Annotated in this window: 14 protein-coding genes; 12 read left to right on the forward strand and 2 right to left on the reverse strand. The window is 68.0% G+C overall.

Going from position 1 to position 15095, the window contains the following annotated elements; genetic code table 11:
- The first annotated feature begins 32 nt into the window (after window positions 1-32).
- The 4 genes from KV110_RS02385 (at window position 33) to KV110_RS02400 (ending at window position 4468) form a co-directional block, all read left to right on the forward strand.
- Window positions 33-959 carry an ABC transporter permease gene (locus KV110_RS02385; RefSeq protein ID WP_218472914.1) on the forward strand — a complete coding sequence of 309 codons (927 nt, stop codon included), beginning with the start codon at window positions 33-35 and terminating at the stop codon, window positions 957-959.
- Window positions 952-1929, forward strand: a complete 978-nt coding sequence (locus KV110_RS02390; RefSeq protein WP_218472916.1) for an ABC transporter permease — start codon at window positions 952-954, stop codon at window positions 1927-1929. Before KV110_RS02385 ends, KV110_RS02390 begins: the two co-directional genes overlap by 8 nt.
- The gene (locus KV110_RS02395) at window positions 1926-3635 is read left to right on the forward strand and encodes a dipeptide ABC transporter ATP-binding protein (protein ID WP_218472918.1); all 1710 of its coding nucleotides are present in this window, start codon (window positions 1926-1928) and stop codon (window positions 3633-3635) included. Before KV110_RS02390 ends, KV110_RS02395 begins: the two co-directional genes overlap by 4 nt.
- 86 nt (window positions 3636-3721) lie before the next feature.
- Window positions 3722-4468, forward strand: coding sequence for a Fic family protein (locus tag KV110_RS02400; RefSeq protein WP_218472919.1), 747 nt, complete (start codon window positions 3722-3724; stop codon window positions 4466-4468).
- Between the two features lie 551 nt (window positions 4469-5019).
- On the opposite strand, the gene KV110_RS02405 is transcribed toward KV110_RS02400, so the two are convergent.
- A complete protein-coding gene (locus KV110_RS02405) occupies window positions 5020-5826 on the reverse strand; it encodes an HAD family hydrolase (RefSeq protein ID WP_218472920.1) in 807 nt (268 codons plus the stop codon).
- A gap of 473 nt (window positions 5827-6299) precedes the next feature.
- On the opposite strand from KV110_RS02405, the gene ssd reads away from it, so the two are divergent.
- From ssd to KV110_RS02440, 7 genes are all read left to right on the forward strand, one after another.
- Complete coding sequence (gene ssd, locus KV110_RS02410) at window positions 6300-7412, forward strand: septum site-determining protein Ssd (protein WP_218472921.1); 1113 nt, start codon at window positions 6300-6302, stop codon at window positions 7410-7412.
- Window positions 7413-7554: 142 nt separating this feature from the next.
- The gene (locus KV110_RS02415; protein ID WP_218472922.1) at window positions 7555-8739 is read left to right on the forward strand and encodes a TadA family conjugal transfer-associated ATPase; all 1185 of its coding nucleotides are present in this window, start codon (window positions 7555-7557) and stop codon (window positions 8737-8739) included.
- A gap of 133 nt (window positions 8740-8872) precedes the next feature.
- Entirely contained in the window at window positions 8873-9664 is a 792-nt protein-coding gene (locus tag KV110_RS02420) for a type II secretion system F family protein (protein WP_218478108.1), read from the forward strand.
- A gap of 303 nt (window positions 9665-9967) precedes the next feature.
- Window positions 9968-10591 (forward strand): type II secretion system F family protein, encoded by a 624-nt coding sequence (locus tag KV110_RS02425; protein WP_218472923.1) that lies wholly within the window; start codon window positions 9968-9970, stop codon window positions 10589-10591.
- A 135-nt stretch (window positions 10592-10726) separates the two neighbouring features.
- Entirely contained in the window at window positions 10727-10927 is a 201-nt protein-coding gene (locus KV110_RS02430; protein ID WP_218478110.1) for a DUF4244 domain-containing protein, read from the forward strand.
- Between the two features lie 62 nt (window positions 10928-10989).
- Window positions 10990-11304 (forward strand): TadE family type IV pilus minor pilin, encoded by a 315-nt coding sequence (locus tag KV110_RS02435; protein ID WP_218472924.1) that lies wholly within the window; start codon window positions 10990-10992, stop codon window positions 11302-11304.
- Complete coding sequence (locus KV110_RS02440) at window positions 11301-11681, forward strand: Rv3654c family TadE-like protein (protein WP_246634314.1); 381 nt, start codon at window positions 11301-11303, stop codon at window positions 11679-11681. The genes KV110_RS02435 and KV110_RS02440 overlap by 4 nt, the downstream gene beginning before the upstream one ends.
- A 313-nt stretch (window positions 11682-11994) precedes the next feature.
- Here KV110_RS02440 and KV110_RS02445 read toward each other — a convergent pair whose 3' ends face one another.
- Complete coding sequence (locus tag KV110_RS02445) at window positions 11995-14367, reverse strand: DEAD/DEAH box helicase (RefSeq protein WP_218472925.1); 2373 nt, start codon at window positions 14365-14367, stop codon at window positions 11995-11997.
- A gap of 436 nt (window positions 14368-14803) precedes the next feature.
- Between KV110_RS02445 and KV110_RS02450 the strand changes: the two genes are divergently transcribed.
- Entirely contained in the window at window positions 14804-15010 is a 207-nt protein-coding gene (locus KV110_RS02450; protein WP_011206895.1) for a cold-shock protein, read from the forward strand.
- The last annotated feature ends 85 nt before the right edge of the window (window positions 15011-15095 follow it).

A 15095-nucleotide genomic window follows, 5' to 3' on the forward strand; every position in this document is an offset into this window, starting at 1 on the left:
CGGCGCGGCTCATCACTGACCCAGGAGGCGAAATGGCCTGGTATGTCGTGCGGCGTCTGCTTCAGATGATCCCCGTGTTCCTCGGGGCGACGCTGCTCATCTATGCCTTGGTATTCCTCATTCCCGGCGATCCGATTCAGGCCCTCGCCGGCGACAAACCGATGACCCCCGCGGTGGAGGCGCAACTCCGCGCGCGGTATCACCTCGACCAGCCCTTCATCATGCAGTATCTGCTGTATCTGAAGGGCATTGTCACGTTCGACTTCGGCACCGCCTTCTCCGGCAGGCCGGTGCGCGACGAGCTGGCGCGAGCCTTCCCGATCACCATCAAACTCGCCGCCATGGCGGTGTGCATCGAGGCCGTGTTCGGCGTCATCTTCGGCCTGGTGGCCGGGCTGCGCAAGGGCAAGCTGTTCGACTCGACGATGCTGGTCGTCAGCCTGATCGTGATCGCGGTCCCGATCTTCGTCGTCGGCTTCCTCGCGCAGTTCCTGCTCGGGGTGAAGTGGGGGATCGCACCGGTGACCGTCACCGGTAAGGCGAGTTACACCGAATTGCTGGTTCCCGCTTTCGTGCTCGGCTCGTTGTCGTTCGCCTACGTGCTGCGGTTGACCCGGAACTCGGTGGCGGAGAACATGTCCGCCGACTTCGTCCGGACCGCGACTGCCAAGGGGCTGAGCAGGCCCCGGGTGGTGACGGTGCACATCCTGCGTAACTCGATGATCCCGGTGATCACCTTCCTCGGCGCCGAACTCGGCTCGCTGATGGGCGGCGCCATCGTCACCGAGGGCATCTTCAACATTCCCGGCGTCGGCGGCACGTTGTTCCAGGCGATCACCCGTGGCGAACCGCCCACCGTCGTGTCGTTCGTGACGGTGCTGATCATCATCTTCCTGGTCTCCAACCTGGTCGTAGACCTCCTCTACGCCGCACTCGATCCGAGGATTCGCTATGCCTGACCTCGACAAAGGAAAAGGAATCGACCTCGCGGAAAGCGCGGCCCGCGGCAGGCAGGTCTACTTCGTCGCACCGCCCGACGAGGTCGAGGTGCTCGCCACCGACATGGTCGTCGACGCGGGCTCGCCGACCAGCGTCTGGCAGGACGCCTGGCGACAGCTGCGGCGCAACCCGATCTTCATCGTCGCCGTGCTGATGATCGCGTTCGTGCTCATTGTCGTCATCTGGCCGGGACTGTTCACCAGCCAGGATCCGCGCTACTGCAACGGCGACTTCAGCATGGATCCGCGCGGTCCTGGTCATCCGTTCGGCTTCGACAAACAGGGCTGTGACATCTACGCCCGAACGGTGTACGGCGCGCGGGCGTCGGTGATGGCGGGCGTCGGCTCGACCGTCTTGTTCGTGCTGATCGGCGGCATCCTCGGTTCCCTGTCCGGTTTCTACGGCGGGCTTCTCGACTCGATCGTGTCGCGCATCGCCGAGATCTTCTACGCGATCCCGCTGATGCTGGCCGCGATCGTGATCATGCAGCTGCTCGATTCGCGGACCATCTGGACCGTGATCCTCATTCTCGCTTCGTTCACCTGGCCGCAGGCGGCGCGGATCGCGCGCAGCGCGGTGATCCAGGCCAAGAACAGCGATTACGTCACGGCGGCAAAGGCTTTGGGCGTCTCCCGAATACGCACACTGCTACGTCATGTGCTGCCGAACGCGGCGGGTCCGCTGATCGTGGTCACCACGATCTGGCTCGGCGTCTTCATCGTCACCGAGGCGACGTTGTCCTACCTCGGTGTCGGGCTGTCGCGCACGATCGTATCGTGGGGCGCCGATATCTCGTCGGGGCAGAAAGAGATTCGCACCTCCGCGATCTTGTTCTATCCGGCCACGGCACTCGCGCTCACGGTGCTGAGCTTCATCATGCTGGGCGACGCGGTGCGCGACGCCCTCGACCCGAAGGCTAGGAAGCGATGAGTGAGTTCCGCAGCGCACAGTCGCCCCTGCTCGAAATCAAGGACCTGAACGTCTGTTTCACCTCCGAAGGCAAGAAAATACCCGCCGTCCGTGATGTGAACCTGTCGGTGTACCCGGGCCAGACCGTCGCGATCGTCGGCGAATCCGGCTCGGGCAAGTCCACCACCGCGCACGCGATCATCGATCTGCTGCCCGGCACCGGGCAGGTGACCTCCGGCTCGATCCTGTTCGACGGCAAGGACCTCGCGAAGGCGTCGAAGAAGGACGTCATCACGGTTCGCGGCAGCGGGATCGGGCTGGTCCCGCAGGATCCGATGTCGAACCTGAACCCGGTGTGGAAGATCGGCTTCCAGATCCGGGAGACGTTGGAGGCCAACGGCATCGCCAAGGGTAAGGCGGCCAAGCAGCGGGCCATCGAACTGCTGCACGAAGCGGGCATGTCCGACGGCGAGCGCCGGGTGAACCAGTATCCGCACGAGTTCTCCGGCGGTATGCGTCAGCGTGCGCTCATCGCCATCGGCCTGGCGTGCCGGCCCAAGCTGTTGATCGCGGACGAGCCGACCTCGGCGCTCGACGTCACCGTGCAGCGGCAGATCCTCGATCACCTCGACGGCCTCACCAACGAGCTCGGCACCGCGGTACTGCTGATCACCCACGACCTCGGCCTCGCCGCCGAGCGCGCGGAGCATCTGGTGGTGATGTATCGCGGCCGAGTCGTGGAATCCGGTCCGGCCCTGCAGATTCTGCGCGAACCGCAGCACTTGTACACCAAGCGGCTGGTGAACTCGGCGCCCTCGCTGGCGTCGCAGCGGTTGTCTTCGGTGAAGCAGCGCATCGAGATTCGCGAGCAAGCGGTGCAGGTGGCCGAGCAGATCGCGGCGGCCGACACCGAGCTGGCCGTGGTGCCCGACGACGTGGTGGTGGTCGATAATCTCACCAAGGCGTTCAAGATCCGCGGCAGCGTCCCGTGGAAGTCGACCGACTTCCTTGCGGTGCAGGATGTTTCGTTCCGGCTCCGGCGCGGCACCACGACCGCCATCGTCGGCGAATCCGGTTCGGGTAAGTCGACGGTCGCGCAGATGATCCTCGGTCTGCTCGAGCCGACCTCGGGCAAGGTCACCTTCGACGGACAAGAGGTGGCGAAGCTGGATCGCAAGGGCGCCTTCGCGTTCCGGCGCCGGGTGCAGCCGATCTTCCAGGACCCGTACGGCTCGCTGGACCCGATGTACTCGATCTACCGCACCATCGAGGAGCCGTTGCGCACGCACAACATCGGCACCCCGAAGGAGCGCGAGGCCACGGTGCGGGAGCTGCTCGACAAGGTGTCGTTGCCATCCACCGTGATGCGCCGGTACCCGAACGAGTTGTCGGGTGGCCAGCGTCAGCGCGTCGCCGTGGCCCGCGCCCTCGCGCTTTCGCCTGAGGTCGTGGTCTGTGACGAGGCGGTTTCCGCGCTCGACGTGCTGGTGCAGGCCCAGATCCTGCGGCTGCTGAACGATCTGCAGGCCGAACTGGGCCTGTCGTATGTGTTCATCACCCACGACCTGGCCGTTGTCCGCCAGATCGCCGACGACGTGCTGGTCATGCAGACCGGCAAGGTGGTCGAGGCGGCGTCCACCGAAGAGGTCTTCGGCAATCCGCGAGAGGAGTACACCCGGCGGCTGCTGGACGCCATCCCCGGCCGAGACCTGCTGGCGGCGGGCTGAGACCTGCTGGCCGGCTGAGGCGGCCGCACCGCTCGGCGCGCTCCTGAATGGGGTGGGCCGGGCGGCCGCAAGTAGCCTCGTAAGCCGTGACCGATCCGCTACAGCCCCTCGTCGATCTGCCCGGTGTGCGTGCCGCGGCCGACCGTGCCCGCGACGCGCTCGCCGAGGTGCATCGGCACCGGGCGAACCGGCGCGGCTGGCCGACCACGGCCGCCGAGGCGGCGGTGCGCGCGGCGCGGTCGTCGGCCGCCATCGACGGCGGCAGTACCGAGCTGCCGGCTGACGGGGAGGTCGGCGATCCGATTCTGGCCGGATCGCTACGGGTCGGCCAGGCGTTGGACGGGGACGCGCTACGCAATCTGGTCGGCACCTGGCAGCGGGCGCCGTTGCAGGCGCTGGCCAGGCTGCATCTGCTAGCCGCGGCTGACCTCGTGGCCGATGCCGAGCTGCTCGGCCGGCCGCGCGGCGACGCGGGTGTGGCGGAGCGGCTGGACCTGCTGGTCCAGACGGTGCTCGGGTCGAGTGCACCCGCGCCGGTGCTCGCGGCGGTGGTCCATGGAGAGCTGCTCGCGTTGCGGCCGTTCGGGTCTGCCGACGGCGTGGTGGCGCGGGCCGCATCGCGGCTGGTCGCGGTGTCCAGCGGTCTGGACCCACACAGTTTGGGAGTGCCCGAGGTTTTCTGGCTGCGGCGTAAGCAGGCGTATTTCGATGCCGCCGCCGCGTTCGGGGGAGGAGACGCGGACGCCGTCGGCAGCTGGGTGCTGCTGTGCTGCGGCGCATTCGAGGATGGTGCGCGGGAAGCCACGTCGATCGCCGATTCGGCGTCGGGATAACGGCGCTGTACACGTCAGACCCGTACACGTCAGACCCGTACACGTCAGACCCGTACACGTCAGAGCGGGCGGCGTTGCCGTTGTCGACCTCACCGCCCGCGTAGCACGGACTACCCGGTTACCAAGCGTGCTGGGTGGGTTGTGTTCTACGGCCTCGGCGATAGTCCGAACTCCGACGGTTCATCCCCGCAACCTGTGCGAGGCCCTCGCCGACGAAGACCCGGATTTCGCAGGCCCACAACGCTTCTGCCCTTGTCGCGGCGCGCTCCGCGTGGGTGCCTGGTGTCCGTGCTGGGAAGGCTGGATGGGAGACGGAACCTTCTCTTCTGGTCCTGCCTTGGCCTTCCGACCTTCCGTAGTTACCTTTTTACCCCGTGACGGCGCTCACATCAAGACCTGGGAAGACATTCCATATTCGGCGTGTCGATCGGCGTTTCGTGGTTCAATGCTTCGTCGCGGCTTCTCGAGCTGACGTCCAGCAAACCCTTCGGCAAGCACCCGGCTTCCTCTCCAACAGCGCGGGCCGGTCCGGCGCCGGTGTTGGCTAAGGCTCAGCTGCGTCGGCGCAGCAATCGATAACTGATCGCGCCGGCGAGCACCGCGCTCAAACCGACCGCAGCGGTCGCGGCAAGGGTGGTGGACGAGGGCGCTTGGAAGCGGGCCCACAGCGAGACCGGGCTGGAGAAGGTCAAGATCGGCCAGCCCTTGGCCGCCGCCTCGCGGCGCAGAGTGCGATCCGGATTGACCACTGTCGGATGGCCTACCGCGTTCAGCAACGGCAGATCGGTCACCGAATCGGAATACGCGTAACAGCGAGAAAGATCGTAACCCTCAGTAGCGGCGAGCTTTTCGATCGCCGCGACCTTCCCCTCGCCGTAGCAGTAGAAGTCGACCTCGCCGGTGTACTTGCCGTCCGCCACGACCATGCGGGTCGCCGCGGTGTGCGAGGCGCCCAGCGCCGCCGCGATCGGGCCGACGATCTCCTCACCCGAAGCCGACACGATCACCACGTCGTGGCCCCGGATCTTGTGGTCGGCAATGAGATCGGCCGCCTCGGCGTAGATCAGCGGATCGACCAGCTCGTGAAGTGTCTCGGCCACAATGGTTTTCACCTGCTCCACGTCCCAGCCCGCGCACATGTTCGTCAGATGGGCGCGCATCCGCTCCATTTGGTCGTGATCGGCGCCGGACAGCATGAACAGGAAGTGGGCATAACTACTTTCGAGCACGTCGCGGCGATTCAACAGGCCTTGCGCGTAGAAGGGCTTGCTGAAGACGAACGTGCTCGATTTCGCGATCACGGTCTTGTCGAGGTCGAAGAAGGCGGCGACGCGGCCGTCCGCGGGGGGTGCGTCCACCCGACCAGCTTAGGCGCTGTCTCCCGGCCCGCTCCGGCCCGGCGGCGGACCGCGTCCCGGCACCGGCCGCAGCCGTGCTCGACCGCTGTCGAACTGGGGGGTGGACTGGGGATGGCGTTGGTGTCGATGACGGCGGTTTCCGGGCCGGAACCGCCGCCGCGAGCGGGGAGTTTGCCGTGCCGCCGCGGAGCCCGTCACAGCCACAAAGTTCTCCGACGACAGACTTGCGTTGTGGGCGGTGCTTGGGTGTAGTATTGCTGGCACCTGGACATAGTCCAGGCGCGTTCAGCCCGACCCCCCGGGGCTGAACCCGACGGCCCCAGCCTCCTCCCCCCCCGGCTGGGGCCGTCCTCTATTTCGGGGACGGCTCGCGGCCCCTTCTCGGAACTGAAAAGTTCTGCACACCCCCGAGTTATCCACATTCGGCGCATCGCCTCTTCTGCCGTCGCCCGGTTTCGGCCACGCTCAGCCGCATGAATCTTGAAGTGGCGCCGGACAACAGCAGCCCGCCACCGGCACTCGTGCTCATCCGCGACCCCCGGCTGCGCGACGAAGTGCGCCGCGTCGCCGCCGCGGCCGAACGCGGTCTCGATGAACGGCAGCTGCCCATCGGCAGACACGCGTGGACGGGTGCCCCGCTGGTGATCCTGGACACAGTCACGGCCGGCGAGGCCGCCGAAGCGGGCTATCTGCGCCGTCTCGGCGTCGTTCTGGTCACCGATGGCGAACCCGGATTGCTCGATTGGCAAGCAGCTGCGGCAATCGGCGCCGAGCGGGTGACCGCGCTGCCCGGGGCCGCCGTAGGACTTATCGAGATGTTTGCTGAGTACGGTGAACAGCGCCAAGGAGACGGGGTTGTCGTCGCGGTGGCGGGTGCTGCCGGGGGAGCGGGAGCGTCGACTCTGGCCGCTGCGGTGGCGCTGCGATCCGCCGCCGAAGGGTTCCGGCGCGACACCATTCTGGTTGACGGCGCACCCCTCGGCGGCGGTCTCGACCTGCTGCTCGGCATCGAAAACAGCGCCGGACTGCGCTGGCAGGACCTGGTCGTCGAGGACGGAAGGGTGGCGGCGGCCGCGCTGCACTCCGCGCTGCCAACCGCCGCCCCCGGGGTGGCCGTGCTGGCCTGTGGGCGCTGCGGTGCGGGCCGGTTGCCACGCGAGATCGGTCCCGCCGCCGTCCGTGCGGTGATCGAAGCAGGCCGTGCCGCAGGCGATTTGGTGATTTGCGACATATCCGGCGAGCGTGGCCCGCACGCCGACCAGATGCTCGACTCCGCCGACCTCGTCGTCCTGGTCGTTCCCGCGCGATTGCGCGCGGTCGCCGCCGCCGAAGCGGTTGCCGCCCACATCGCCCGCCGAAACCCCAACCAGGGCTTGATAGTCCGCGGCCCCGCACCAGGCGGGCTGCGCGGCCCCGAGGTCGCCGAGGTGCTCGACCTCCCGCTGCTCGCGGCCGTCCGCGCCCAATCCGGCCTGGCCGCTCGACTGGAACGCGGCGGGTTGACCGTACAGCGCCGCGGCCCGTTGCGGGACGCGGCCGATGCGGTGCTCGATGTGCTCAGCGCACCGGCGGGACAGCGGCGATGAGGCAACGGGGCGCGGGTGGTCACAACGACCGGCCGGGCAGCGCAACGAATTGCCGCCCGAGCATGGAAGAGCGCGGGTGCCTGGTCCGCGGGACCCAGACGGCGGAGGTCTGGCGCCGACGCGCGGCGGGGCGGGGACGGCGATGAGTGCGCTGGTGACGTCCGAGCTGCTCGATCGGGTGCGAGAGCGGCTGTCCGGTGCAGCGGGGGATCCGGATCCGGCTCAGGTTGCCGCCGCCATTAGGGCGGAGGCAGGCGGGGTGCTCGGCGACACGGATCTGCTACGGGCACTGCGGTTGTTGCAGACCGAGATGACCGGGGCCGGTGTACTGGAGCCGCTGCTGCACGATCCACAGGTCGCCGATGTGCTGGTGACCGGTGCGGATGCGGTGTGGATCGATCGTGGGCACGGTCTGGAGAAAACCTCGATCACCTTTCCGGACGAGGCGGCGGTCCGCAGACTCGCGCAGCGGCTCGCCCTCTCGGCCGGACGCCGACTCGACGATGCCCAACCGTGGGTGGACGGCCGACTGTCCGGAACTGGAGCGGCGCTGGGTGATTCGTTCGGTGTGCGACTGCATGCCGTGCTCGCACCGGTCGCGCACGGTGGCACCTGTTTATCGCTGCGAGTGCTGCGGCCCGCCACGCAGGGCTTGGACGCACTGGCGGCTGCCGGCGCGGTACCCGGCGACGCAAAGCACCTGCTGGAGCGAATTATTCAGGCGCGCCTCGCCTTTCTGGTGGTGGGTGGCACCGGGGCGGGTAAGACGACGCTGCTGTCCGGCCTGCTCGCCAAGATCGGTCCGAGCGAACGGATCGTCTGTGTGGAAGATGCCGCCGAACTCGCGCCACCACACCCGCATGTGGTGCGGCTCGTCGCACGCACCGCGAATGTCGAGGGTGTCGGCGAGGTGACCGTCCGCGACCTGGTTCGCCAGGCCCTGCGCATGCGACCGGACCGAATCGTGGTCGGCGAGGTCAGAGGCGCCGAGGTCGTCGACCTGCTGACGGCACTCAACACCGGCCACGACGGCGGCGCGGGAACAGTCCACGCGAACTCGCCGCAGGAAGTACCCGCTCGGCTGGAAGCCCTTGCCGCCCTTGGTGGCATGGACCGCGCCGCACTGCACAGCCAACTGGCCGCGGCTGTGCAAGTCGTCCTGCATGTTCATCGTCGTGCGGACGGCTCCCGTGGACTCCGCGAAATCGGCCTTGTTCACCGAAACGACAACGGTCGCGTCCACATCGCCCCCGCCTGGCACGCGTCCGCCCCGGCACCTGCCGCCGCCGACCTGGCCCGCCTACTCAGCGAAAGGCTCGACCGATGAGCATCACCGGTGCGGCGCTGCGCTGGGACTCGCAGGCTGTACAGCGATCCGGGCCAATGCTTGCCGGGTGGGGGCAGCTGCCGAGAAGCCGGTGCGGTGGGCATTTCGCGCCGCCAGCCGACCGAGGCAGCCGATGACCGCGGCATTGATGTGTCTCGCACTTGCGCTGCTCGCGGCACCGGCCGCTTCGTCACGTCGTCGATTCTCCGACCTGTTCGCAGAACCGGCCACTGTTCGAAAAATGCGTAAGGACAACTTGATTCGACTCGCGGGTGTAGTCGGCGTGCTAGCGGCGCTGATGTTCGGGCCGGGTCCGTTCCTTGCTGCGGCGATGGTGGTGGGGACGGTGTGGTTCCGGATGCGCCGGGCCGGTCGGGATCGTCGCAGACACGTCGAATGCGCCTACCTGCTGGATGCCTTGGAAGCGGTGATCGGGGAGTTGCGGGTCGGTGCGCATCCGAGTGCGGCCGCCGAGGTCGCGGCGGGCGAGGCGCGGGGTGAATCCGCCTTGGCGTTCGCGGTCAGTGCCGGTCGCAGCAGGCTGGGTGGTTCCGCGGCGGCCGGGTTGCGGCAGCCGGATTCCATTGTCGCCGGGGAACTCGCGCGGATCGCCGATGCGTGGCAGGTCGCCGAGCAGCACGGACTCGCGCTCGCCGAACTCCTGTCCGCAGCACGCACGGACCTGGTGGGCCGCATCCGGTTCCACGGCCGCACCACCGCCGCCCTCGCCGGTGCCCGGGCCACCGCCGCCGTCCTGGCTTGCCTGCCCCTCCTCGGCATCGGCCTCGGCCACATGATGGGCGCCGCCCCGCTGCACGTCCTCTTCGCCTCCTCGGCGGGCACGGTGCTGCTGCCACTCGGCGCCGCCCTGGCCTGCGCGGGCCTGCTATGGACCGATGCCATCACGCGAAAGGTGCTCGTATGAAACAAACTCGCTGCCTCATATGCGGCCGATCCTCTGCGCGCCAAGCGGTTTCGGCTCCGGTGCTGTTACCTCCAGGGTCCGTACGCAGGTCTGAGTGGGTGTCGAAGTCGGTGCCGGAGTTGGAGTTGGACCGTGTCGGCCACACCTGGTCGGATGCGGGATTCGCGGTTGGCTCGCTTGTTCGACACTGCTGTGGACCGCGGCCAGTGGATGCGGTGTGTGCAGGGGATGTCGGTTCGGGAGGTGCGGACTGCACTCCATGCGCGACGCATTCGTGCACTGACCCGGGTGAGGAGGCTCAGGATGGAACTGGCCGTGACTTATCCGTCGCTGCCGACCTTGTTGCTCGCGGTCGCGCTGCTCCTGTTGCCCGGCCGGGTGGCGGTGCGCCGACGGCTGCGAACTCTTCGGCAGCCGGGGGCGGCACGCACCGCCGAGCCCGCATCGCGGCAGCAGCTCGACCCGCTGGCATCCGCTTCGGTGTTCGACCTGTTGGCAGCGTGTCTGCGGGCCGGACTGCCGATGGCGGGTGCCGCGCGGGCGGTGGCGCCAAGCGCGCCGGAACTGTTGGGCGAGGCACTGAGTCGGGCGGCGGATCTGCTCGCTCTCGGCGCCGATGCCGCCACCGCATGGGAGCGGGCGGCGGAAGGTGGCGCCGGACGGCCGGGCGCCGAGGACGTCGAGTCGTTGGCGCGGATGGCACGCAGATCCGCGCGGTCAGGTGCCTCGCTGGCGGTCGCGGTAGCGGAACTGGCCGAACAACGCCGGGGTGCGGTCGAGGATGCGGCCGCGGCGCGGGCCGAGCGGGCCGGGGTGTTGATCGGCGGTCCGCTCGGGCTCTGCTTCCTTCCCGCGTTCGTCTGCCTCGGCATCGTGCCGGTGGTGGTCGGCCTGGCAGGCCGGGTGCTCGGCGGTGGACTGCTGTGAGCGAGCGAGTCGTTGGCACTACCGCCGTGTCCGCCCCACCCAACGGAACGTGCCCGCGCGGATCCGCCGCGCGGACCGGAGTGAGAGGGGAATCAGGTGCGAGTCGAGCGAGTGGCGAGCCACGCAATCCACGAACTGAGGGCTGTATATACGGAGCTGCGTTCGCGAATCCTGCACGCGGTGACCGCCGACGACGGGATGAGCACGGCCGAGTACGCGATCGGGACGATCGCCGCCGCGGCGTTCGGTGCCGTGCTGTACGGGGTGGTGACCGGCGACAGCATCGTGAACGCGCTGACGAAGATCATCGATCGGGCCCTCAACACCGCCGTGTAGCTGCCTGGCCGAATTCGATAAAGAACTGGGCTGCAACAGTTCTCGGTGCTGACCGGGGTTCGGTGACGGTCGAGGCGGCGATCGCACTCGCCACCCTCGTCGTCGCGGTCGTGCTGTGTATCGGAGCCTTGCTGGCGGCGTCGACGCAGGTGCGCTGTGTCGATGCCGCCCGCGAGGCGGCCCGGCTGTCCGCCCGCGGCGACGAGGCGAACGCGATCTCGGCGGCCCGCCGCGTCGCACCTCCGGCTGCGGACATCTCGGTGCGCACCGAAGGTGACCGCGTGATCGCCCGCGTCAGCTCCCGCGCCCCACTCCTACCCCTGCTGACCCTCCGCGCCGATGCCATCGCCGCGCTCGAGCCGGGGACGGCACCGTGAGCGAGGGGAACCACCAGCTGGTGACGGGGCTGAGGACGGAGGCGGGAGCGGCGACGGTCTTCGCGTGTCTCGCACTGACCGGACTGATCGCCGCAACGCTGCTGATCGGACAGGTCGGTGTGGTGGTTGTCACTCGGCACCGTGCGCAGGCCGCAGCCGACTTGGCGGCGCTCGCGGCCGCGGGAACTTTGGTCGAGGGCGCGGAGTCCGGATGTGCCGAGGCGGGGGTGGTTGCGCGTCGGATGGGGACGCGGCTGCAGGGGTGCGAAGTCGTTGAGTGGGATGCAACGGTGATTGTGGAAAGGAATGTACCAATAGGTCTGTTAGGCGTGCGGATGGTGAGTGCGGTCGCCCGCGCCGGACCCGTTGATGAGTGAGTGTGACTGGTGCGCGCACTCGCACTCCAGCCGTTCTTGCGAGTAGCGGAAATCGGTAATTCCCCAGGCCAAATAATTCCAACTGGACAATTGTCCGCATTGGCGCGGATAAAGAAACGAATGAATGCGCATGTACGCAGGCGTCGCTGTGGCAATAGCGCAGTTAACCTGAATACATTCCTCTTTATTCGGCCGCCCGGAACCCGCCGCCGGGCTGCCGGGCGCGCCTCAGCGTTCCCGGTGAACGCGCAGGTCAGGTGGATGTTCGGTCACGCGCCGGGCGCGGGTCCGTCACGAACCGAGCTCGGCGTCGTCACCCGACCGACAGCTCGGCCAGCACCACCGTGAGCAGCCTGGCCGCGCCGGCCTTGTCGAGCGGGTGGTTTCCGTTCCCGCACTTGGGTGACTGAACGCAGGACGGACAGCCCGCGGCGCAGGCGCAGGACTCGATCACGGCCAGGGTCGCCGAGAGCCAGCGGTGCAGCTGGGCGAACCCACGCTCGGCGAAGCCCGCCCCGCCGGGCTGACCGTCGTAGACGAAGACCGTCGGCAGCCCCGTGTCCGGGTGTTCGGCGGTGGAGACGCCACCGATATCCCACCGATCGCAGGTCGCCACCAGCGGCAACAGCCCGATCGCCGCGTGCTCGGCGGCATGCAGCGCACCGGGCACATCCGCCACGTCGATTCCCGCCAGCGCCAACAACTCCGGGCGCACCGTGTACAGCACCGCCCTGGTGGGCAGCGTGTGCTCGGGCATATCGAGTTCGACCAGGTCCAGGACCTCGCCGGTGACCAGGGTGCGCAGATACCCGACCACCTGGCTGGTCACCCGCACCTGCGCCAACGCCGTCGTCACGCGGCCGTGGCGGCGGTGGTCGGTCATCGTGTCGATGGCGATCGAGGTGACCGAGCGGGCACTGGTGGTCCAGCCCGGCTCGGCGGCGTGCACGAACGCGACGCCCCCCTCGAGATCCAGCTCGTCGACCACGTAGGTATCGCCTTGATGCAGGTGAACGGCGCCCTGATGCAGTGTCGCCGGCGCTCGTCCGGCGTCGGCCGTGCCGAGCAACCGGCCGGTCTCGCCATCGACGATGGCCACTGGCGTGCCGATGCCGCCGCGCACGTCAACGGCGTCGTGCGGCTGCGTCTCCGCGGTGACGTACCAGCGCCCGCGCTCCTCGGCGCCCGGGACGGCGCGGCGTCTGATCAGGCCTTTCTCCGCGAGGTCGGTCAACACCTGGCGCGCACCGAGCTCGTCCACCTCGGCGTCGGTGAGGGGTAGTTCCAATGCGGCGCAGAGCAATTGCGGACCAAGGACATAAGGGTTGCGCGGATCGGTGATCGTGGCCTCGACCGGCTTGTCCAGCAGCGCTTCCGGATGGTGCACGAGGTAGGTGTCCAGCGGATCGTCCCTGGCCACGAGCAGCACCAACGACCCCTGCGTGCGCCGTCCCGCCCGGCCCGCCTGCTGCCAGAACGAGGCGACGGTGCCGGGAAAACCGCAGATCACCACGGCATCGAGCCCCGCGATATCGACCCCGAGTTCGAGCGCATTGGTGGTGGCCGCGCCGAGCAGCGAACCGTCCGACAGCGCGGTCTCCAGATCGCGCCGATCCTCCGCGAGGTAACCCGCCCGATAGGCGGCAACGCGCTCGGCAAGGCTCGGATCGACCTCGCTCAGCAGCCGCCGCGTGTCCATCGCCGTGAGCTCGGCGGCCCGGCGCGAGCGGACGAAGGTCAGCGTCCGCGCGCCCTCGACCACCAGGTCCGCCATGATCCTGGCGGCTTCCGTGGTGGCCGCCCGCCGGACCGGTGCGCCGTTTTCGCCGGTCACCGTGGTGAGCAGAGGTGGTTCCCACAGCGCGACGGTGCGCGGACCCTGCGGTGACCCGTCCTCGGTGACCGCGACGCACGGCGCTCCGATCAACCGGGACGCGGCGGCCGCGGGCTCCGCCGTGGTCGCCGAGCACAGCACGAACACCGGGTCGGCGCCGTAGCGCGCGGCGATCCGCCGCAGCCTGCGCAGCACCAGCGCCACGTGCGAACCGAAAACGCCACGGTAGGCGTGGCATTCGTCGACCACCACGTAGCGCAGCCTGCGCAGCACCCGCGCCCAGCGCTGATGCGAGCGCAGGATGCCAAGATGCAGCATGTCGGGGTTGGTGAAAACCCAGCGTGCGTTGGCTCGCACCCACTGCCTGATCTCGGCAGGCGTATCGCCGTCATAGGTTGCCGGATGGATATCGCGCAGCGGTCCCTCATGGGTCAGCGCACCGACGGCACGCAGTTGATCCGCGCCCAGCGCCTTGGTGGGTGCCAGATAAATGGCAGTGGCCCTCGGGTCTTCGCGCAGCGCGGTCAATACCGGCAGCTGATATCCCATCGACTTGCCGGATGCCGTGCCGGTGCTGACGACCACGTGCGCTCCGCCGAAGGCGAGGTCGGCGGTGCGGGTCTGATGACTCCACGGCGCGTTGACTCCGGTCTCCTGTAATGCGGCGACCACTTCAGGCGATGTCCAATCAGGCCAGGTGGTGACCTCGGCGGCCCGCGCGGGGAGCTCGACGACATGGGTTAGTCGGGGGTCGTCGGAGGGCGCGCCGACTAGGACACGATTCAGCAACGATGTCCCATAGCCGAGGCCGGTGGGAAGCGCTGTCCGGGCGGTCGAGGTCGTCGGATTCATGCGACGCGCACCGCGACACGCTGAGAAAGTGTGAAACGTGTGCGGTTAGGAAGGCCTACCTGCCATTTCGATACCCAATAGCGACCTGGGTCACAGGCTGTTTGCCATACGCCCACTCGGTTATCGGGAGGCAAACGAACCTCAAGTCTGGATTCTGGCATTGTGTCCCTCACCTGCGCATTCGCAAGATCAACTTTTTTGCAAATTGTCGGTAACTCGACTGTTGAATTGCTCGAAGACATGGTTCACTGGTTCCTGGTCGCAAGCTTCTGTGTTCGAGGGACGGATCCAAAGTCCAAACCGTCAGCAGGATCGATGTTGCGAACGGTGTGCTTGGTGCTTTCCTGCAGGGGGAACCAACAGTACAGCGGTCGGAACGGACCCGGTGGACGAACCCAGTTGTCCGCCGTTCCGGTAAGAAAAGAGAAGGAACAGAATGGCACAGGGAACTGTGAAGTGGTTCAACGCGGAGAAGGGGTTCGGCTTCATCGCGCCCGAGGACGGCTCCGCTGACGTCTTCGTCCACTACTCCGAAATTCAGGGGTCGGGCTTCCGTACCCTCGAAGAGAACCAGAAGGTCGAGTTCGAGGTCGGCCAGGGCACCAAGGGCCCGCAGGCCACCGGAGTTCGCGCGCTCAGCTGAGCGTCGCAATCCACCACTCGTCCCTCACCGCCGGGTTACCGGAGGTGAGGGACGAGCTATATCCGGGGCAAGGCACAACCCGCGC

This window comes from Nocardia iowensis (genome assembly GCF_019222765.1).
GTDB classification, from domain to species: Bacteria; Actinomycetota; Actinomycetes; order Mycobacteriales; family Mycobacteriaceae; genus Nocardia; species Nocardia iowensis.